The following is a 20793-nucleotide window of genomic DNA, read 5'->3' as shown; positions in this document are numbered from 1 at the left end:
CACCCAAGCGCTCATTGGCTACAGAGGTCCCGATGCGGGACCCTCATGTCCGCAGTGTGCCTGCGGTCTGCATCTGGGCCGTGGTGTTGATCGTCCTGTTGCCGATCCTGGTCCTCCGGCCGCACAGCGGGCCCGTACCGGTGTCCCATGTTCTGCAGGGTGTCGTCGTGGCGCACACCGGGGGTGCACTCACCCGAGTGCTCACAGCGCCCAGGATCCGGCTCGTCGGTCTCGGCTTCTGGATGTTCTCCTACATCTGGTTCGGGCTGGCACCCGTGACGATGCTCACCTCGGACACCTATCCCTGGCCTTACCGGGCCGGCGAGGAAACCTCCTTCGCGGCCGTGGCGGTCGTCGAACTCGGACTGCTCGCGTACAGCGCCGGAACCGCCCTCGCCGCCCGACGCGAACACGCACGTGCCGCGCGCCCGGCCGCCTTCCGGCCGGGCGCGGTGGAACGGCTGCTCACTCGTCGCCTGGCGCCCTGGCGCGTCCTGCTGCTGTGCGGCCTCGCCCTGGCACTCGCCGTGCTGCTGCTTCCCGGCCAGCCGGGCGGAGTCGCCGCGTATTTCACCAGCCGTCAGGCGGTCAAGGGGACCGGCTCCCCGGACGGTTCGTCGGACGCCTTCCTGCTGCCGCTGCGCAGCTGGTCACTGTCCGTGCCTGCCTTCTGGGCGCTGTTGAGCCTGCTGCGCCTGCCGCGCCTACCGGGCGGCGACCGCCTGCTGCGCGGCATCCGCCGGCTGCTGCTGCCCCTGCTTGCCGCACTGAACATCGTCGTCAACAACCCGATCAGCCAGCCGAGGTTCTGGGCCGGCACGGTGCTGCTGACGCTGCTGTTCACCGTGGACCGGCTGTGCCGGCCTCGTGCCACCCGCGCGATCGTCGGCGCCCTTCTCGCCACGGTGCTCGTCGTCTTCCCCTACAGCGACTACTTCCGCTACGACGACCGGCAGGCAGTCCATGTCGTCTCGCTGGCCGAGCAGTTCACCGCCAAGGGCGACTACGACGCCTTCCAGCAGATGCAGACCGGCCTCGACTATGCACGGGAAAAGGGGGTCTCCCCCCGGACTGCCCTCGGCCCGCTCCTCTTCATGGTGCCGCGGTCGGTGTGGCCGGACAAACCCGAGGACACCGGCATCGCTCTCGCCCGGTACGCGGGTTACGACTTCCTCAACCTGTCGGCACCCTTGTGGATCGAGAGTTATCTGTGGGGCGGCCCGGCTGCCGTGGCCCTCGTGTTCTGCCTGCTCGGCGCGGCCGGGCGCCGTATGGACGAGCTGCGGGACCGCCTCCTCGACCGGCCGGACACCCTGGCGGTTCTTCTCGTCCCGGCCTTCGCCTTCTACCAGCTGATCTTTCTGCGCGGCAGCCTGCTCGGCATCACGGGCCCGATGCTGCTGATGATGACGATCCCGCTGTTCATCACCACATCGACGCGCCGGGTATCCCAACGCGCCGCACCGGCGCTGCTGTCCGCCCCCACCCCCCATGCATCACTTCCGCACGCAGGAGGCCACCTGTGACCAGCTCCCTCCCCTTCGACGACCGGTTCGACGAACGGGACCAGCTCCGTGAGCAACTGCGCCTGCTCCTTCGCTACCGCGTGGTGATGGTGCTGGGAACCGTCCTGGGACTGCTCGGCGGGCTGGCCCTGGCACTGTACGGCGCCGGCACCTACAGCTCGACCAGTGACGTTCTCGTCCGCGCCAGCTCCGACCCCTTCGGCACGGTCAGCGTCCCCGCCGACACCCAGATCAGCATGAGCACCGAGCAGCAGATCGCCGCCGGCACGGCCGTCGCCGTCCGTGCCGCGCACGCCCTGGGACAGCCCGACCGTCAGGCCGCCGCACTGCAGCGCCATCTCCGGGTCACCAACCCGGCCAAGTCCCAGGTGCTCCGCTTCGAGTTCACCGCCGGCACTCCGGGGCGCGCGGCGAGCGGCGCCAACGCCTTGGCCGAGGCCTACCTCGCCGACCGCAAGAGCCGTAACGACGCGGCAGTGCACCGGACCGTCGGCGGCATGAAACAGCAGATCTCCAAGCTGACCCGGCAGGAGAAGAAGGACTCGGACGACGGCAGCGGCACCTCCCCGGTGAAGAGCGAGATCAGCAGCCTGCAAAAACGCGTGTCCGAGATCAGCTCGCGCGACACCAACGGTGGTGACATCGTCCGCCGGGCCGTAGCACCCGCCCGGCCCTCGGGTCCCGGGTTGCAGACCCTGGTGGTCCTCGGACTGGCCGGCGGTGCCGTCCTGGGCATCCTGCTGGCCTGGCTGTGCTCGGCCCTCGACGGCCGGGTGCGGTCGGCCCGCGAGGTCCAGGACGCCCTGCGCGCGCCCGTGCTGGGCATCCTGCCCCGCGAACGCCGGGCGGGCGACGATCTGCTGACGGTCGGCGGCACGAACGGCGCCCGTGCGCAGGCCTATCGGTCGGTGGCCTACCGCCTGGCGCAGACCGGGCTCTCGGAAGGCACCGGCCGCCTTCTCGTGGTGACCCCGCGGCGCTGCGACGCCACCGGGGCGGTCGCCGCGAACCTGGCTGCGGCCTTCAAGGAGTGCGGGAGGGAGGTCGTGCTCGTGGACGCCGATCCCGACGCGCCCGTTCTTGCGGCACGCCTGCCGCTCGTGCCGGAGGCGGAACGCGCCAAGCACGAGACCTCCGTGCCCGACGGGGGTGTCCTCGTGGACGCGGGCTCTGCCGGACGGTTCGCCCTCTGCTCCAGCGGCAGGACCGGCCGATCCCTTCAGGCCGACGTGTCCCAGGCGCTGGACGAGCTGGCATCCGGCTCCGACGCGCCCACCACGGTCATCGCCACCGGGCCCCTGCTGGAGCACCCGCACGCGCTGGCGGTCGCCCAGCCCTTCGGAGGCGTCCTGGTCGTCGCGCGACGTGACACCCGGCGGGAGGACCTCAGGCAGGTGGGCGAGCTGATCGGCTGCTCCGACGGACGCCTGCTGGGCGCCGTGGTCGACGCCGGACGCTCGCGGAGAGGCGTGCGCGCCGCTGTGCTCCGCCGCGTGAAGCCCCGTTCCCAGGCCGACAGCGTCATGCCGGCCGCACAGCCTTCGGGACAGCACGACACGCTCACGGTCTCCAGAGGATGACGGCGCCCGGAGCGGGCTCTCCCGGCACCGGGGCCGCCCCCCGCAGCACAGTCGCAGCCGCCGCACGGGGCGGGTTGTGGGGCGCGGTGGGTGCCGCCACGAACGCGGTGTTCGCCTTCCTGCTGGTCGGCCTGATCACCCGAGCGGTCGGGGTCCGCGGGGCCGGAGCGATCTTCACGGGCGTAGCCGTGTTCACCATCCTCAGCAATGTCTGCAAGCTCGGCGGCGACACCGGACTCGTCCGCTTCATCCCCGGGGATCTGGCCCTCAACGGTGGCCGCTCGGTGGGCTCGCTGCTGCGCATGGCCGTGCTGCCCGCGGTGGTGGCCGCCACCGCGGTCGCCGCGGCCCTGCTGCTGTGCCCCGCGGTGGCCACCACACTCCTGCCCGACCTGCCCCCCGCCGACGCGGTCGCCCTGATGCGGCTCTTCGGCCTGGTCCTGCCGGCCGCCACCGTCAGCCTGGTCCTGCTCGCCGCCGCCCAGGGATACGGCACCGTGGTGCCGTTGGTCTGCGTGGAGCAGATCGGCAAGCCCGTGCTCCGGGTGCTGATCGCGCTGCCCGTGGCGTTCTGCGCCCCGGGGATGCTGTCGCTGGCGACGGCCTGGCTGCTGCCGGCGCCGGCCGGGCTCGCGGCCGCATGGCTGGGCCTGCGCCGCTGCAGAGCCCCCCGCACCACGGCAGCCCCCGCGGGCGGAGAGTCCGTTTCCTGGCGGGCCTTCTGGGTGTTCTCCGCACCCCGCGCCGTCTCCTCCGTCTTCGACATCAGTGCGATCTGGATCGGGGTCATCCTGCTGTCGGCGCTGGCCACCGACGCCGAGGCGGGCATCTACACCGCCATCGGCCGCATCGTCACCGCAGGCACCCTGCTCCAGCTCGCCGTCCGCATGGCCGTCGCACCTCAGCTCAGCCGCCTCCTCGCGGTCGGCGAGGTCGCCGAAGCCCACCATCTGCACCGCATCTCGACCTGCTGGGTCGTCCTCTTCTCCTGGCCGCTGTTCGTTCTCCTCGCCGGCTTTCCCCGCACCGTCCTCGCCGTCTTCGGACCGGAGTTCGCCCAGGGGGCGCCCGCTCTGGTGGTGCTGTGCGCCGCGTCCATCGTCAATGTCGCGGTCGGCAACGCGCAGACCGTGCTGCTCATGGCCGGCAAGAGCTCGTGGCATCTGGCCTGCACCGCCGCGGCGTTCGCGGTGCAGCTCACCGTGGGCGTGCTCGCCGTGCCCCGGTGGGGCATCCTCGGCGCGGCCGTCTCCTGGGGTGCGGCCATCATCGTGGAAAACCTCTCGGCCGCCCTGCTGGTCCGGCTGCGCCTCGGCTTCACGACCGTGGCCGCCGGCTACACAAGTGCCCTCGGTACCGGCCTGGCCGTCTCGGTGGTGCTGGCAGGCGTACGCACCCTCTCGGGTGACACACCGTCAGGAATCGCCCTCAGCCTGACTGTCGGAATGTCGGTATTTGGTACTTTTCTGTGGCGATACCGCACGCCTCTCGGAGTGAGCGAGCTGGTCCAGGTGATGCGCCGTCGCACCGTGTGAGTCCGTCACGTCTCACGGTCCGGTCTCACACCGTCCGCATCCTCGCCCTCGTCCCCGCTCCACTTGAGGTGTCCCTTTGTGCCAGAGCCAGCTCCGCAAGAAGGCGCTCACGGGCCCGGCTGCCGCTGCCCTCCTGTGCACAGGCGCGCTGCTCGGCTCTCCCGCCGCTGCGGTCACGGGCCATGACCCGGCGACGGTCAGTGCCGATCCGCTGGCCACCTGGCAGACGGACGGCATCGTCTGGTCCCTGGCCTACGCCCGCGGAGTCGTCTACGCCGCAGGCACCTTCGACTCGGTCCGCCCGCCCGGCGCCGCGGCCGGCACCCGGAAGGTCCGGCGGCACAACTTCGCCGCGTTCGACGCCGTGACCGGCAAACTGCTGCCCTGCGCCCTGTCCTTCACCGATGGTGCCGGCCCGTACAGTGCGGGCACGGTACGGGCCATGAAGGCCTCCCCCGACGGGCGGGTGCTGTACGTGGGCGGCTCCTTCGGCCACGTCGGCTCCCAGGGTGTGGCCAACGCCGTAGCCGTCAACACCGCCGACTGCTCCCTGCGCAAGGACTTCCGGCCCGCGGTGTCCGCCACCGTCCGGGCCGTCGAGACGACCGACCGCGAGGTGTACCTGGGCGGCGACTTCGACGTGGTCGACGGCCGGAGCAGGAAGCGTGTCGCCGCCTTCACCCGCGGAGGTTCCCTGCTGCCTTTCCAGGCGGACGTCGACCTCCCGGTCCGTGCCCTGTCGGCCGTGCCCGCGCAACGCGAAATCCTGGTCGGAGGTGATTTCGGGTGGGTCAACGGCCGGCAGGCCCACTCCCTGGCCGCGCTGGACATCATCTCCGGGGCTACGGTCCGCACCTATCCGGACTGGTTGCCGCCCGATTCGGTGGTCAAATCGATCGCCAAGGACGGCTCCCTCTTCTACGTCGGTGCCGAAGGGACCGGTGAGCGCGTCTTCGACGGACGCATCGCGGGCCGGCTCCGCGACGGCACCATGGTGTGGAAGGACATGTGCCTCGGCGCCACCCAGGCCGTCCTGCCCGCCAAGGGCGTCCTTTACAGCGCCTCCCACGCGCACGACTGCTCCCAGACACCCGGCGGGTTTCCCGAGCAGTGGCGTCGGCACACCCTCCTGGCCCAGTCCGTCACCGACCGGCGCATCCTGCACTGGTTCCCGGACACCGACGGCGGGCTCGGGGAGGGGGTGGGGCCGCTCGCCCTGACCATGGCCCGGGGCATCCTCTGGGTCGGGGGTGAGTTCACCCGGGTCAACGACCGGCCACAGCAGGGACTCACCCGCTTCGGCGCCCGTCCCCCCACGAGCGCGCCGCGGACCCCCGCCCTTGCGCTCCTGGCCGCAAGCCCGGGAAAGGTCACCATCGGCTGGCGCGCCTCGTGGGACCGCACCACCGCCGCCCTGACGTACAGGCTCTACCGGGACGGAAAGCTCGTCTCGCGACAGACCAGGTCGTCCACGTCCTGGGACCTGCCGGAGATGCGCCACACCGACTCCGTGCCCGCCGGCACGAGCCACCGGTACGCGATCGAGGTGACGAACGGCACCCGCACCTCGCCCCGATCTCCCTCCCTGCCCGTGAAGGTGCCCGCAGACGGCGGCCGGACGGACAGGGGTTGACCCGTGAACACGACACGCATCGGGTACGCGCCCGGGGTCTTTGACCTGTTCCACATCGGACACCTCAACATCCTGCGGGAGGCGCGCCGGCACTGTGACCGCCTCGTGGCAGGGGTGACGTCCGACGAACTGACCACGCGTCTCAAAGGCAGACCGCCGGTGATCCCGCTCGCCGAGCGCCTGGAGATCGTCCGCAGTGTGCGCCACGTCGACGACGCCGTGGTGGAGTCGCACGGAGACAAACTGCAGATCTGGAAGCAGGTCGGATTCCACGTCGTCTTCAAGGGAGACGACTGGCAGGGAACACCCAAATGGGAAATCCTCGAACGCCGCTTCGCGAACGTGGGTGTCGAAGTCGTCTACTTCCCCTACACCGTCCACACCTCCAGCACGCTACTGCGCGGGGCGCTGGAGCTGATGGAGCTCGCGAAACCACTTCACCAAGAAGGCGACCATGAACAGGACATGAGCCACCAGCAGTACGCAGTACAGGGCAAGGAAGATGTCCGGGCTGCCCAGAAATAGAAAGCTGACGCAGGTCGTGCCGTAGTCGACCGGCAGGAGCAACACGGCCCCCACCACCGAGGCGGAGCCACCGTCTCTTTGCGCCACGGCCCGCCCCCTGAGCTTCTGCGTGAGAATGCCGGCGAAAAAGATCACCACCGCTGCGAGCTGGAACACCATGGGGGCCAGCAGAAGGAGCGGACTGGGAAGGAGGAAATAGCGGTAGAACGCCACCAGCACCACCAGGTGCAGCGTGACGATCTTGACGCAGTCCAGGACATGGTCCAGCCATTCACCCGCCAGGCTCGCGGAGCGCTGGCTCCGCGCGAGCTGACCGTCTGCCGCATCCAGGGCGAAGCCCAGGACAAGAGCCACGCCGACACAGAGCGACATCACCGGCTCGGGCCGCAGCAGGGCCACGGCGGCAAGCGCCGGAAAAGTGAACAAGGCACCGAGTAGCGTCAGCTGATTGGGCGTCGCACCGATCCGGGAGGCCAGCGCGGCCATGACACGGCCGGCCGGGCGATTGACAAACCGCGTGTAGACCGACACCCCCTTCGCCGGTTTCTGTGCCGTCGACAGTTGCCTCAGCATCTCCGCAAACTCGGCCATAACCCTCCTTGGTGACATAACCACTTTAGGAAAGGAAGGCAACTATGACAGACCTGGGTGGCGAGATGTCCTGCAACCGTCGGCATATTCTGCGCGGCGGAACATCGTTGCTGGTCGCGGCAGCCCTGCCCGCCACCAGTGCGTCCGCCAAAAGTGCGTCCGTCGGTCCGACGTCCGCGGTCAACGTCGCCGACCTCGGTGCCGTGGGCGACGGCTGCACCGATGACACGGAAGCATTCGAGACCGCCTACGCGCTCGCCGCCTCCCGTGTCCGCCACGGGGTGGGCCGACTGGTGATCGAGATTCCCGCCGGCGACTTCCTCATCACCCGTCCGCATGCGCTGCTGAACGGCGTTGCCCCGCCGCGGCCCGCGAACGGTCTGCGCTACGCCGGTGCAGGCAAGAACATGACCACCCTCGTCTTCCGCCCGGACACGGGCCCGGGCTCCTATCTGTGCCGCAATGAGGACAGCTGGTCGAACCTCTCCTTCGAACGCATGCAGTTCCGCTCCGCCACACCGGGCGCATCCTTCTTCCGTTCCTACTCCACCGGCCAGGTCCAGGACTACCGGTTCTCGGAATGCCAGTGGCTCGGGGAATGGGAGTACGGGCTGGCCCTCGACGGAACGGACTGCAACTCGGAGATGCGGTGGGAAGCCTGCACGGTCGCCGGCAGCTACCGGAAGGCGTTCCTGTACTCCGGTCTCACGGGGGGCAAACAAGCCAGTCCGAACGACCAGGACCAGTTCCTGAACTACTGGTTCAACGACATGAAGGTCGAATACGAGTGGGGCAACTTCCTGGAGTTCCCCTACGGCGGATCGATCACCTGCAGCCGCGGCTCCTACATCATCACCGGCAAACGTCCCGCGAGCACCGAGGAGTACGGCACCACCAGCACCTTCTTCCGATTCCCGGTCAGCCATCACCACGACTCGGTCCAGCGCTTCCACGCCGAGGACATCCGGTTCGAAGTGCGTGACCCGGACGTGAGGATCATCGACAGCGTGTGGAGCAGAGGAACGATCCACTTCACCGACTGCGACGACACCGCGAACGCCTTCAAGGAATTCTCCGCCGAAGTCCGGCCGCATCAGTACACAGTGGGCCCACGTGGGCCCCTGATCCGTTACGACTCCTGTCAGCTCGTAGGCCGTCACCAGTACCGGACGAGCTACCGGGAGGACGTCCAGCCGCCTGTCGCCCGCTACGACATGTGCCTGCTCAGGAGCTACCCACAGGCCGAATTCGCCGTCACCGACAGCAGGAAACCGGCCCGCTTCGTGCACTTCACCGACTGCATCGACACCCAGGCCACCGGGGCCAGGTCCACGCCTGCCAGGCCCACCACCCCTGCCGTGCCGCCCGGTCAGATCCCGCCCAGGACCTGAACCTCAACGGCGTTCAGCGTGTGGGGCCCGGGATCTGCCGGGCCCCACAGCTGTGTGTGGCGCGGTCGTGCGGCACCGTCGGACGATGCCGGGACAGCTGCGTCAGACGTACTTGGTGGGCTTGATGCAGAAGTCGATGCGGGTGATGTCGGGGAAGTGGCCGTTCGAGTCGGCCAGGGCGTGGAGGCCTGTGTCGGCCGCGGTGCCGTCGGGGAAGCCCGTCGTGCTGTCGTAGTTCTTGATGTTGGCGCCGGTGCTGCCCGTGGCCGTGACCCGGACGACGGCGCGGTGAGCAGCCGCGGGGATGTCGAAGCCGAACACCTCTCCCTGGCTGTTGCTGCTGACGGTGAGCTGGAAGCTTCCGTCACCGGGGATCGCCACGGAGCCGGTGACCGGATTGGTCACGGTGACCGTGGTCGTCCCCGTGGGGCAGGGCGGCGGCGGAGGGGGTGTCTGGCACGGCTTGCACCCGTCCGTGGGCGGTTTGGGCTGGCACGGCTTGCACCCGTCCGTGGGGGGCTTTGTCTGGCACGTGTCGCACGCCTGCGTCGCTCGGGGGACCGAATGGGCCGACGCGGGCCCGGCGGCGATACCGGCCGCGATGCCGAATGCCACGGTCGCGGTCAGGCCGGCGCCGACGAGGCCCGCTCCCCAACTCGACCGTCGTGACTGCGCCTTTGCTCGGGCAGCTACTCGCATGACGAGCACTCCTCCTAGTTGCTTGGGTACCAGACCTCGGTACCTGATCTCGCCCTGGCGAACTCTCCCGCCATTTCCTTCGGCAGTTCGAGCGGGCGCCTCAACAGTGGCACGAGCGAACTGCCGTTGTGGATTACGACTCCTTTTGCTAGGCCATTCGAGCTTGCCGCGACACGGATGGGTGCCAATCGGATGGATCTCGCGGCAAGCCCGCTTGTCGAATCCGGTGTTGTGGAACCGGGTGTCTACTTTCGGAAAGTGACCTCCGTCGTGAGAAACACGGCCCGGTGAAAGCGTCTTGGCACTTCTCAGATCGGAAACGGTCCCCATCTTCCCCTCTTCTCGCCACCCGTATCCCTCGACCCGGGATGTTCCATGCGCCCAGGAAAAAGCACGTCCAGGACCGCCACCATGGCTTCCGCCGTGGTTCTCCTCGCGGCTGCTTCGCTGACGACCGCTTTCGGCGCGCCGGCGCCCGGCGAAGAGACCCTGACCGCGGCCCCCTTGGCGACATGGCAGACGAACGGCATCGTCTGGTCGGTCGCGTACGCACACGGTGTCGTGTACATCGGCGGCACCTTCGACAGCGTCCGCGCGCCCGGCGCGAAGCCCGGCGAGAAGGAGGTCGCCCGGAAGAACTTCGCCGCGTTCGACGCCGTCACCGGCCGACTGCTGCCGTGCGCCCACTCCTTCACGAACGGCGCGGAGACCGTACGGGCGCTGAAGGCATCGCGCGACGGCAAGGTGCTGTACGTCGGCGGATCGTTCGGCAAGGTCGACGACACCGGCGTGGCCAGTGCGGTCGCGCTCGACACGGACGACTGCTCGCTGCGCAAGGACTTCCGCCCCGCCATGTCCGCGCCCGTGCGGGCCATCGAGACCACCGACACGACGGTGTACCTGGGTGGTGATTTCACGGCCGTCAACGGCGAGACCAGGAACCGCATCGCGGCGTTCAGCCGGAGCGGCGAGCTGTTGCCGTTCAGGGCGGACCCCGACGGGCCGGTCCGCGCCGTCCTGGCCGCGCCCGACCACGGACAGGTCGTCGTCGGCGGAGAATTCCACAACGTCAACGGCAGACCGGAGCAGGCGCTGGTCTCCTTGAATCCGGTGACCGGTTCGACCGTGGCGTCCTTTCCGGACTGGTTGCCGGCGCGCTCTGCGGTGACATCACTGGCGCGCAACGGCGACCACTTCTATCTGGGCGCCGAGGGCACGGGGCCGGGCATCTTCGACGGCCGCATCGCCGGCAGTCTGTCCGACTCCACGATGACCTGGAAGGACACCTGCCTGGGCGCCACCCAGGCTGTCGTCGTGCACAAGGGCGTTCTGTACAGCGCTTCCCACGCCCACTACTGCGGGCTGACTCCGGGCGGGTTCCCCGACGGCCCCCGTCGCCACTTCCTGGCGCAATCGGTGGGCGACAAACGCATCCTGCACTGGTTCCCCGACACCGATGACGGAATCGGTGAGGGGGTCGGCCCCCGGGCGCTCGTGATGGCCGGCGACATCCTCTGGGCAGGCGGCGAGTTCACCGCGGTCAACGGCACGCCCCAGCAGGGCCTGACGCGCTTCGGGACCGGCCCCGGCAGCACAGCCCCGCAGGAGGCTCCCCGGCTCACCGGCGAGACCTCTCGCGCAGGAGGCGTCACCCTCACCTGGCGGGCCGCATGGGACAGGGACGACGCGGAGCTGACCTACCTGATCTACCGGGACGGTGTGCGCGTGGCCGAGCCGAAGCAGCGGTCGGCCGAGTGGGACCGCCCGGAGATGAGGTACACCGATTCCGTCTCCCCCGGCTCCCGCCATCGCTACACGATCGCCGTCACCGACGGCAAGAACACAACTCCTCGGTCGGAGCCGCTCGAAGTGACCGCGGTCGCCGAGCAGAGCCCGGCAGGAGCACAGTGAGGGGAGAGCGCCGTCATGTGGTGATGGATTCCCTGCTCTGGCTGGGGACGAACGGCGTGGTGACCATGCCGAGCAGTTCGCGGTACACATCGATCACCGCGTCCCTGGTCTGCTGTACGTCGTGGGCGGCGAGCACATGGGCGCGGCCCTGTGCGCCCAGCGCCGCCCGTAGCGGCGCGCGGCGCAGCAGCGCCGTCAGTGCCCGCGCCAGCGCGTCGGGGTCCTCCGGCGGCACCAGGCAGTGCGGCAGATGGCCGGGCGGCAGGCTCTCGCGCGCTCCGTCCACGTCCGTGACGAGGACCGGCCGGGCGCACGCCATGGCCTCCAGGGGGACGAGCGCCATGCTCTCCCAGCGGGACGGCAGGACGACGACGTCGGCGGCCCGGTACCAGGGGGCGGCGTCGGATGCCGGGCCGGCGAACTCCACCGACGCGGGCGCGCCGGCGCGCAGTCGGTCGGCGTCCGGACCGTCGCCGACGAGCACCAGCCGGGCGGCGGGCAGCTGCCGTACGACGGCGGGCCAGGCCTGCAGGAGCACGTCCTGGCCCTTCTGGCGGCACAGCCGTCCCACGCACACGACGAGGGGGCCCGCCCCGGACCGGGCGATGCTCCCCTCCGGTCGGAACCTGCGGGTGTCGACGCCGCCCGGGACCATGTGCCACTGGGCGGTGATGCCGCGCTGCTCGCCGGTCCGCAGTTCCGCCTCGCTCACGCAGAGGACGCGCGCCGCCCACCGCGCCCCGAACTGCTCCCACCGCAGCGCGGCATGGGCCATGACGCCGTCCATGGCCTCGAAGGACCACGCGTGCGGCTGAAAGACGGTGGGGAGTCGGCCGCGCACCGCGAGCCGCGCCGCGAGCCCCGCCTTCGCGCTGTGCGCATGCACCACGTCGGGCCGCACCTCGCGCAGGAGCCGCGCCAACCGCACCACCTCGCCGGGGAGTCGGGGTCCCGGTGAGCGGGTCGCGTCCCAGGGAAGCACCCGGCAGCCCTCCGCGCGCAGGGCGTCCGTCAGCGTGCCGCCGCGCGGGCAGGCCACGGTGACGTGCAGCCCCGCGGCGAGCTGTGCCGCCGCCAGGTCCGTCACGAACCGTGCGACACCGCCCTCGACCGGCTGGGTCACGTGCAGGACGTGCGGCTCACGTGCTGCGGACGGCGTCGCACGGTGCGGGACGGGACCGAGGGGAATGCGCATGACCGAGGCTTCCCTTCCGATGAAGCATTCCGAACCAAGCACCAGGCGTGCGACCGTAGGTTCGATGTAAGACGCGTCGGATTCGGGACGAACACTAGCCTCTTTTTCAGCGGAGCCGTCAACCGTGTCGGAATGACAATCCTCCCAGGGGCCTATTCCTCGGACAAAATCACCCGCTTGGACCTGCGGCGCACCGACGACAATCCACACGGATCATCGGATGAGAATGTCTGCGAGGGTCGTTCAGGATGTATGAGTTCCCAGAAACTTGCCGTCAACGGAGTTTCCCGTGGCACCACTCTGTCGTTACTCCGAGGGAAGCGAGACCCCAGGCACTCGCGACGCCTTGAGGAGGGAGTTCCCTCCGGTGATCCGAGCTGCGGACGAAAGGAACACGATGAAGAGTCTGAAGGCTGCCGCGATCGTTGTCGGCACCCTGGCCATCGCCGGCGCTGCGGCACCGGCTTTTGCGGCGGACGTGCCGGCGCAGGGCCTCCTCGACGAGGGGAAGACGGTCGCCCGCTCTGTCCCCAACGCAGCCGAGATCCCGGCGGGCGCCCTGGCCACCGACGTCAAGCACGCGGCGGAGGGCGTGAAGAAGTCGGGTGTCGTCAAGACCCCCGTCTTCGGCGGCGCCCTGCCGAATCCCCTGAACGGCAAGAGCCCCCTCAGCGGCAAGGGGCCTCTCGGCGGCAAGGTGCCTGCCGCACTTCCGGCCCTCAGGTAGAAGACGCGGATACGCTGGGACACTCGGGTCGGCTCCGTTGTTCTCGGAGCCGGCCTTCGGTGTGTTCAGGGCTCGTCGTGGGGCGCAGGGAGAAACCCCGGAAGAATTGTTTCGCCATCGCCATACACGCCGTGCACGCCCTGCACGAGACGGAAACGCCGATGGCGGCCCGCCGAGGATCGACGGGCCGCCATGCTGAGGCTGCTCAGAACAGCAGGCCACCGGCGTAAGGGGCCCACTGCGACTGGTCGACCTCCGCCGTGTTGCAGGCGGCGTAGTGCGAGTTCGGCGCGATGGTCGCGGCGCCGCCCAGGACGCCGACGGCACCGTTGGACCACGGCGCGATGCAGCGGCCGTCGACGAGGGAGCCGTTGACGATGGCAAGCCCCTGCTGGGGTGCGTTCACGACGACCGGGGACTCCGAAAAGCCTTCGCCGCCGGTGACGGTGGTGTTGTTGTCAGCCGCAGCAGTGCCGGCGGCCGCCAGGACGATGCCCGCAGCCAGGGCGGTGAGGGCCGTAACCTTATTACGCATGAATTGCGCCTTTCGGGTGGTTGACAGATCGGGAGGGGACGTCTGCCCCCGCTCCGAATCGCTCGGAGCGGGAGGAGTTCAGAAGAGCAGTCCGCCCGTGTACCCGGCGTGCTGCGACTGGTCGACCTTCGCCGTGTTGCAGGCGGCGTAGTGCGAGTTCGGCGCGGCGACACCGGCGCCGCCGAGGACGCCGACGGAGCCGTTGGACCAGGGCGCGACGCAGCGGAGGTCGACGCCCGTTCCGTTGACGATGACCGCACCCTGCTGAGGAGCGTTCACGACGACCGGGGACGACGAAAAGCCCTTGCCGCCGGTGACGGTCGTGCAGTTGTCGGCCGCGGCGGTACCGGCGGCCGCCAGGACTACACCCGCGGCGAGGGCGGAGATGGCCGTAACCTTGTTACGCATGGGATGTCCTTTCCGGACTGCGTTTCGAGGGGTTCACCTGCTCGGAATTACCGGGAGCAGGGGGGTCAGAAGAGCAGGCCACCGGCGTAAGGGGCCCACTGCGACTGGTCGACTTCCGCCGTGTTGCACGCGGCGTAGTGCGAGTTCGGCACGAAGACACCGGCGCCGCCGAGGACGCCGACGGAGCCGTTGGACCACGGCGCGATGCAGCGGCCATCGACGAGCGTGCCGTTGACGACGAGAACGCCTTGCTGAGGAGCGTTCACGACGACCGGGGACTCCGAAAAGCCGTCACCGCCAGTGACGTTGGTTGTGTTCGAGTGGGCGGAGGCCGCGCCGGCGCCGCCGCAGACAGCGGCAAGGGCGAGTGCAGTGACGACCGCGAACTTCCTGGTCAACTCGGTTCCTTCCTGGATTCACGGTAAGCCGCGCTTACATAGCAAGAAACCGAAATATGCGGCGAAAAGTCACGCGGACACCGTCTCTGCAGGGCGGATTCCACCGGATGGCCGAACGATGACGTGCGCCGATTTCATTCGGGCCGCACGGGTCCGGCAGAACGCCGACATGCGTCCGGCCCACTGGCAAGGAGGGGTCCAGTGGGCCGGACAGGCTTGAGGCGTATCCCCGGCACGACATCGGGTGCCGGGCGGGTGCGGAGCCGCTGGTCGACGAGAACCGGATCAGAGTGTCAGAATTCCGGTTTGGCGGTTTCCGGGTGGTTGTCTAATTATTGAACAGGCTACCGAGCCCTGAGCTGGTCGGCCCATTCAGCGGGTGGAGCTGCACGGCACCGGTTCCGACCGGGTTCTTCACCGGAATTGCGGGCTTCTTGCCGCTGCCCCGGCCCATGCCGTCCAGGTATACGCCGGAGATTTTCGCCGCCTTGTTCGTGCCGGTGACTTTCGCCGACTGGTTGTCATTGAACGCACTGCCCTTGGTGAGATTGCCCTGGCGTGCCACCCGCATCACGGTGTCGGCCGCGGGCACGAGCGCCGGAGTCACATCGGTCTGGGACATGAGGCCGAGCGGACCGGTTTCGTGGGCAGGTGACTTGGCGCCCGAGGCCGCGACGGCGGAGCCACCCACGAGACTCGCGCCGATGGCCAACGCCGCAGTTGTGAAAACTGCCTTCTTCATGATTCACCTCACTTGAAGTTACCTCTGATCCGACAGATGCAGAACATAGCAGTCCGCAGTCCGCCCAAAGCGATGCACTACTCCATACGCATGAATGCCATGGGAGTGAAGGAGCGCATTACTCGGTTTTCCCGGAGGGATTCACATCTGGTCGGCGAATCGATTGATCGTATAGTGCGTTCAAGTGCGAGAAGGTCATATTCCCAGCTGAAAGAGAAACTACGACACCACGTCCTTGCGGGCGAACCCCCGGAAGGCCAGGGCGATGAAGACGAGTGCGTAGGTCAGGGAGATCGACGTCCCCTGGATCATGCCTGACCATTCGGGGTGCGGCTGGACGGCGTCGGCCCAGGCGAACTGCCAGTGCGCGGGCAGGAAGTCACGCCAATGGCCGAGGGCGGTGACGGCGTCCAGGACATTGCCGACGATGGTCAGGCCGACCGCGCCGCCGACCGCGCCGAGCGGGGCGTCCGTCCTCGTCGACAGCCAGAACGCCAGGCCGGCGGTGACCAACTGGGACACGAAGATGTACGCCACGACCACCACGAGCCGCTGGGCCGCCGTACCGGAGTCCAGTGCGCCGCCGGTGGGGATCTGCAGGGGGCCCCAGCCGTAGGCGGCCGTGCCGACCGCGAGGGCCACGGCCGGCAGCAGCACCATCGCGGCGAGGCTGAGCCCGAGCGCCACGACGAGCTTGGACCACAGCAGCCGGGCCCGGGGCACGGGTGCGGCCAGCAGATAGCGCAGGGAGGACCAGCTCGCCTCGGAGGCCACCGTGTCCCCGCAGAACAGGGCGACCGGGATGACAAGGAGGAAGCCCGCAGAAACAAACAGGTTCACCGCGGCGAAGTTGGCGCCGGACGCGGTGGCCGTGTTCATCAGGGTGATCTGGCCGTTGCGGGCGGCCGGGTCGCCGCCGACCGCGAAGGCGATCAGCAGCACGAACGGCAGCACGGCCAGGATGGCGCCCATGACGAGCGTGCGGCGCCGCTTGAACTGGCGGACCAGTTCGACCCGCAGGGGCAGGGTGCGCCGGGTCTGATAGCCGGAGGCGACCTCGGTGAGCGCGCTCATGCGGAACCTCCGATCAGGGTGAGGAAGGCGTCTTCCAGGCGCCGGTGCGGGCCGACCGAGGCGACCGGCACGTCCAGCCGCACCAGCTCCACGACCAGCCGCTCGGCCGCGCCGCCGGGTTCGAGGCGAACCAGCAGTCCGTCCTCGGTGCGCACGGCGGAGGCGACGCCGGGCAGCGCGGCCACCTTCTCCACGACCGGCTCCTCGACGGGTGTGCCGGTGCCGACGAGCAGGGTGTCGCCGGAGCCCACTATCTCCTGCACCGGGCCCGCCTGGACCAGCCGGCCGCGGTCCATCACCACCAGGTGGGTGCAGGACTGCTCGACCTCGGCGAGGAGATGGCTGGAGACGATCACCGTGCGGCCGCCGGCCGCGTAGCGGATCATCACCTCGCGCATCTCGCGGATCTGGGGCGGGTCGAGACCGTTGGTGGGCTCGTCCAGGATGAGCAGGTCGGGCAGGCCGAGCATGGCCTGGGCGATGGCCAGGCGCTGGCGCATGCCCTGGGAGTAGGTGCGCACCGCGCGGGCGAGGGCGTCGCCGAGACCGGCGATCTCCAGGGCCTCGTCCAGATGGGCGTCCTCGGGCGGGCGGCCGGTGGCCCGCCAGTACAGCTCCAGGTTCTCCCGGCCGGACAGGTGCGGCAGGAAGCCCGCGCCCTCCACGAAGGCGCCGACCCGCGAGAGCACCGGGGCGCCGGGCCGGGTGGCGTGGCCGAAGACGCGTATCTCGCCGCCGTCGGGCCTGATCAGGCCCATCAGCATGCGCAGGGTGGTGGTCTTGCCCGCGCCGTTGGGCCCGAGCAGGCCGAGCACCTGGCCCTTCTCCACGCGGAAGGACAGCTCGCGCACGGCGTACCGGTCGGCGGACTTGGCGTACCGCTTGGTCAGGTTCGATATCTGGAGCGGGACTTCGGCGAGCTCCGGGTCGGGTGCGGGGGTGGTCGTACGGCGGCGGCCGGAGACCAGCAGGCCGAGCGCGCCCGCGACGCCGGCCGGCGGCAGCCACCACACCCAGGCGGCCAGGGGCGCCGCCGCGGTGGTGACGGCGGGGGCCGTCGGCACGCTCAGGTCTCCCTCCAGGGAGACGGTGTACGTGGCCGGGGCGGCCGGTGAGGCGTAGCCGAGGTCGGTGGAGGCGAGGACGAGACGGAGCCGGTGGCCCTTCCGGACCTCGTGGTCGATCGCCGGGAGGGTGATCGTGACGTCCTTGCCGGTCCTGGCGCCGGTCACCCGCAGCGGTGCGACCAGTTGCGAGGGCAGCACCTGCTGGGTGCCGTCGGGACCGACGTCGTAGACCTTGCCGAACAGGACGGCGTCCTCGCTCGTGGACGTGACATGGGCCCTCACGGTCGGCGAGCCGGTGATCCTGAGGTCGGCGGCGACCGGTGCCGAGTCGAACTTCGCGTACTGGCCGGGGAAGTCGAGGGAGACGCCGACGCCGAGGGCGGACAGCTGGGCGAGGCCGCCGCTGCCGCCGAGGCCGGGCAGGGCGGAGACGCCGGGCGGGCTGGCGCCGGCCGGGTTCGCGAAACGCTGCTCGCGGCCGGTCAGGGCGATGGTCCGCTGGTGGTCGCGCAGGCCGGGGTAGGTGTGGGCGCTCGCGCCGCGGAGCAGGGCTGCGCCGTCGGTGGCGTTGACGCCTCCGGTGCGGGTGATCCGGAAGGCCGGGCCGGTGTCGGCCGACGGGTCGCCCTTGAGGTAGCGGTCGAACCAGGCGGTCACCCGGCCCTGTATCCGGCTGGTCTCCAGGTCGCCGCCGTCGTGCCCGCCCGCGATCCAGTCGACGTCCACCGGGGCGCCGCCCGCTCGGACGGCCCGCTCGGCCGCGTCCGACTGGGCGAGGGTGAACAGGGAGTCGGTCTGGCCCTGGACCAGCAGCGTGGGCACCTTGATGCGGTCGGCGACCGCGGACGGCGAGCGCTGCTCCAACAGGGTGCGGGCGGCGGCGTCCGGGGTGCCGGACTCGGCGACCCGGTCGTACATCCGGCACAGCTCCGGCTCGAACCTGGCGCAGCCGCCGCCGGTGTTGAAGAAGATGCCGGCCCACAGCTTCTTGAACACGCCGTTCGGGAACAGGGCGTCGGCCAGGTTCCAGTACGTGACGGCCGGGGCGATGGCGTCGACGCGGTGGTCGTATCCGGCGGCGAGCAGGGAGATCGCGCCGCCGTAGGAGCCGCCGGCCATGCCCACGCGCGGGTCGCCCGCCTTGTCCAGGCGGACCTGGGGCTGCTGCGCCAGCCAGTCGATGAGCCGGGAGACGTCGGCGACCTCGTGCTTCGGGTCGTTCAGCCCGATCTTTCCGTTCGAGTGCCCGAAGCCGCGGGCCGACCAGGTCAGCACCGCGTATCCGTCGCGGGCGAGGTCCTCGGCCTCCTGGCGGACGTCGTCCTTGCTGCCGCCGAAGCCGTGCCCCAGCAGGACGGCGGGGCGGCGGCCGCCCGACGTGCCCGTGAAGTACGAGGTGTCGATGCGCGTCCCGTCGGCCATGGTCATGACCCGGCCGCTCCGGTGCACCGCAGGTGCGTCGTCGGAGGCGACGGCCGACCACGTCCCGGCGCCGGCGAGCACCACGACGGCGGCCGCGACGGCTATCAGCCGCCGCGGCCCCTTCAGCAGCCCCCGCACAGCGGGCACTCGAAGATCCATGCGTCAACCGTACGGTCCGCCACCGACATCGGCTGCGGCTTCCGGGCTGAACCCGGGCCCCTCCCTGGGGAGTACGGGCCCGCCCCGGCGTACTTCAGGCGCGGTACGAAGACGTCCTCGCCGCCCGGCACGGTGCTGGGCGGCGAGGACGTCGGGGACGGCTGAACGGGTGCCTTACGCCTGTGCGTCTTCGGGGATCGACACCAGCCAGCGGGTCTCGCGCCGCGGGCGGAGGTAGAAGGCCCAGTAGAGGGTGGCGACCGCGGTGATGCCGCCGGTCCACAGCAGGTAGCTCGCCTCCTGCTGGCTGAGGATGTAGGCGAGGACCGCGATCAGCAGGACCGGCATCGCGGGCCACAGCGGCATCCGCCAGGCCGGCGTGTGCTTGTGGGAGCCGCGGCGGGCCAGCAGGGCGGCGACCGCGACCAGCAGGTACATGCCGGTCACCGAGACGCCCGTGACGCCGTAGAGGGTGTCCAGGTTGACGAAGCAAAGCAGTGCGCCGGGGACGCCGACCGCGAGCGTGGCGACCCAGGGGGAGCCGAAGCGGCCGAGCTTGGAGAAGACGTTGTTGACCGGCTCGGGCCAGGCCTTGTCGCGGGCGGAGGCGAACAGCACGCGGGAGTTCTGGATGACCATGACGATGCCCGCGTTGATGATCGCGAGGGCCACGCACAGGCTCACGAAGGTGCCGACCGCGGAGTTGGACCAGGCGGTGACCATGGAGCTGATGTCGCCGCCGGTCAGCTCCTTGAGGTCGCCGGCGCCCAGGGTGATGGCGGCGACCGGGACCAGGATGACCACGGTGGAGATGGCGAGGGTGGCCAGCACCGTGCGGGCGACGTTGCGGCGCGGGTGCTCCAGCTCCTCGGAGAGGTAGACGGCGGTCGAGAAGCCCTGGGTGACGAAGAGGGCGATGGCGAGCCCGGAGACGACCAGCATGGCGGTCACGGTGTCCGTGTGGCCGTTCTCGCCGGCCACCTGCATGGAGACCAGGCTGCCGACGCCGCGGTGGCTGTGCGTGAAGCCGAGGAGGGCGACGACGCCGGCGGCGACGACCTCCAGGACCAGGAAGATGCCGGTGATCCAGGCGTTGGCGCGCAGGTCGAGCAGACCCGCGAGGGTGGCGAGCAGCATCACGCCGGCGCCGGTCATCGACGGGTCGAGGTGCACGATGGGCGCCAGATAGTCCGCCGTGCCCATCGCGATCACCGGTGGCACGATCATGACGACCAGCAGGGACAGCACGAAGACGAGCCAGCCCGCGAGCCGCCCGGCCATCGTCGAGACCATCGCGTACTCGCCGCCCGCGCTGGGGATGAGGGTGCCCAGCTCGGAGTAGCAGAACGCCACGGCGATACAGAGGAGGGAGCCGATGGCGATCGTCAGGGCGGTGGCGGTACCGAGGGAGCCGAAGAGGTCGGGGACGACCACGAAGAGCGTGGAGGCGGGCGTGACGCAGGAGAGCGTCAGCAGGGTCCCGCCGACCACCCCGATGGACCGCTTGAGCTTCTGAGGGCTGTCAGCGGCCACAGAAGCCTCTGTGACGGCTGTCTCGACAGGGCGGAGCGTGTCGGTCATGCGGCGGTTCCGATCGACTCGTGCGAGTGAGGGTGGGGTCGGGAGCGCTATCGCCTCCGGCGGCTCGTCGTACGTTCGTCTCGTCCGCTCCCGG

Annotated in this window: 17 protein-coding genes and 1 pseudogene; 8 read left to right on the top strand and 10 right to left on the bottom strand. The window is 70.0% G+C overall.

Features of this window, described 5'->3' with window-relative positions:
- Positions 1-32 precede the first annotated feature (32 nt).
- The 5 genes from ACZ5DS_RS39840 (at position 33) to ACZ5DS_RS39820 (ending at position 6799) form a co-directional block, all read left to right on the top strand.
- Positions 33-1526, top strand: coding sequence for a hypothetical protein (locus ACZ5DS_RS39840; RefSeq protein WP_468248689.1), 1494 nt, complete (start codon positions 33-35; stop codon positions 1524-1526).
- A complete protein-coding gene (locus tag ACZ5DS_RS39835) occupies positions 1523-3106 on the top strand; it encodes a hypothetical protein (protein ID WP_468248686.1) in 1584 nt (527 codons plus the stop codon). Before ACZ5DS_RS39840 ends, ACZ5DS_RS39835 begins: the two co-directional genes overlap by 4 nt.
- Positions 3103-4641, top strand: coding sequence for a lipopolysaccharide biosynthesis protein (locus tag ACZ5DS_RS39830; protein WP_468248684.1), 1539 nt, complete (start codon positions 3103-3105; stop codon positions 4639-4641). Before ACZ5DS_RS39835 ends, ACZ5DS_RS39830 begins: the two co-directional genes overlap by 4 nt.
- Before the next feature lie 76 nt (positions 4642-4717).
- Entirely contained in the window at positions 4718-6274 is a 1557-nt protein-coding gene (locus ACZ5DS_RS39825) for a fibronectin type III domain-containing protein (RefSeq protein ID WP_468248683.1), read from the top strand.
- A gap of 3 nt (positions 6275-6277) precedes the next feature.
- The gene (locus tag ACZ5DS_RS39820) at positions 6278-6799 is read left to right on the top strand and encodes an FAD synthase family protein (RefSeq protein WP_468248680.1); all 522 of its coding nucleotides are present in this window, start codon (positions 6278-6280) and stop codon (positions 6797-6799) included.
- On the opposite strand, the pseudogene ACZ5DS_RS39815 reads toward ACZ5DS_RS39820, so the two are convergent.
- Positions 6683-7390 (bottom strand): annotated as a pseudogene (locus tag ACZ5DS_RS39815) (CDP-alcohol phosphatidyltransferase family protein); the annotation flags it as partial. The gene ACZ5DS_RS39820 and the pseudogene ACZ5DS_RS39815 sit on opposite strands and share 117 nt — an antisense overlap.
- A 44-nt stretch (positions 7391-7434) precedes the next feature.
- On the opposite strand from ACZ5DS_RS39815, the gene ACZ5DS_RS39810 reads away from it, so the two are divergent.
- On the top strand, positions 7435-8781 hold the full coding sequence (locus ACZ5DS_RS39810; protein WP_468248678.1) for a glycosyl hydrolase family 28-related protein: 1347 nt from the start codon (positions 7435-7437) through the stop codon (positions 8779-8781).
- A 102-nt stretch (positions 8782-8883) separates the two neighbouring features.
- On the opposite strand, the gene ACZ5DS_RS39805 is transcribed toward ACZ5DS_RS39810, so the two are convergent.
- Complete coding sequence (locus tag ACZ5DS_RS39805) at positions 8884-9186, bottom strand: hypothetical protein (protein WP_468248676.1); 303 nt, start codon at positions 9184-9186, stop codon at positions 8884-8886.
- 705 nt (positions 9187-9891) lie between these two features.
- Here ACZ5DS_RS39805 and ACZ5DS_RS39800 point away from each other — a divergent pair.
- On the top strand, positions 9892-11391 hold the full coding sequence (locus tag ACZ5DS_RS39800) for a fibronectin type III domain-containing protein (protein ID WP_468248673.1): 1500 nt from the start codon (positions 9892-9894) through the stop codon (positions 11389-11391).
- A 13-nt stretch (positions 11392-11404) separates the two neighbouring features.
- On the opposite strand, the gene ACZ5DS_RS39795 is transcribed toward ACZ5DS_RS39800, so the two are convergent.
- The gene (locus tag ACZ5DS_RS39795; protein ID WP_468248671.1) at positions 11405-12586 is read right to left on the bottom strand and encodes a glycosyltransferase; all 1182 of its coding nucleotides are present in this window, start codon (positions 12584-12586) and stop codon (positions 11405-11407) included.
- A gap of 397 nt (positions 12587-12983) precedes the next feature.
- Between ACZ5DS_RS39795 and ACZ5DS_RS39790 the strand changes: the two genes are divergently transcribed.
- Positions 12984-13313 (top strand): hypothetical protein, encoded by a 330-nt coding sequence (locus tag ACZ5DS_RS39790; RefSeq protein ID WP_468248669.1) that lies wholly within the window; start codon positions 12984-12986, stop codon positions 13311-13313.
- A gap of 205 nt (positions 13314-13518) precedes the next feature.
- Here ACZ5DS_RS39790 and ACZ5DS_RS39785 read toward each other — a convergent pair whose 3' ends face one another.
- The 7 genes from ACZ5DS_RS39785 to ACZ5DS_RS39755 all read right to left on the bottom strand — a co-directional run bounded on the left by ACZ5DS_RS39785 (position 13519) and on the right by ACZ5DS_RS39755 (position 20699).
- Entirely contained in the window at positions 13519-13848 is a 330-nt protein-coding gene (locus tag ACZ5DS_RS39785) for a hypothetical protein (protein ID WP_468248667.1), read from the bottom strand.
- A 78-nt stretch (positions 13849-13926) separates the two neighbouring features.
- On the bottom strand, positions 13927-14256 hold the full coding sequence (locus tag ACZ5DS_RS39780; RefSeq protein WP_468248664.1) for a hypothetical protein: 330 nt from the start codon (positions 14254-14256) through the stop codon (positions 13927-13929).
- A gap of 65 nt (positions 14257-14321) precedes the next feature.
- Entirely contained in the window at positions 14322-14654 is a 333-nt protein-coding gene (locus ACZ5DS_RS39775) for a hypothetical protein (RefSeq protein ID WP_468248662.1), read from the bottom strand.
- Between the two features lie 328 nt (positions 14655-14982).
- Positions 14983-15396, bottom strand: coding sequence for a hypothetical protein (locus ACZ5DS_RS39770; RefSeq protein WP_468248660.1), 414 nt, complete (start codon positions 15394-15396; stop codon positions 14983-14985).
- A gap of 219 nt (positions 15397-15615) precedes the next feature.
- Complete coding sequence (locus ACZ5DS_RS39765) at positions 15616-16470, bottom strand: ABC transporter permease (protein ID WP_468248657.1); 855 nt, start codon at positions 16468-16470, stop codon at positions 15616-15618.
- Entirely contained in the window at positions 16467-19118 is a 2652-nt protein-coding gene (locus ACZ5DS_RS39760; RefSeq protein ID WP_468248655.1) for a CocE/NonD family hydrolase, read from the bottom strand. Before ACZ5DS_RS39760 ends, ACZ5DS_RS39765 begins: the two co-directional genes overlap by 4 nt.
- Before the next feature lie 174 nt (positions 19119-19292).
- Positions 19293-20699, bottom strand: a complete 1407-nt coding sequence (locus ACZ5DS_RS39755; protein WP_468248653.1) for an APC family permease — start codon at positions 20697-20699, stop codon at positions 19293-19295.
- Between the last annotated feature and the right edge of the window lie 94 nt (positions 20700-20793).

It is taken from the genome of Streptomyces sp. NPDC031100 (genome assembly GCF_055570785.1).
The sequence above is the reverse complement of the archived record's forward strand: the minus strand, read 5'-3'. Positions and strand labels throughout refer to the sequence as shown.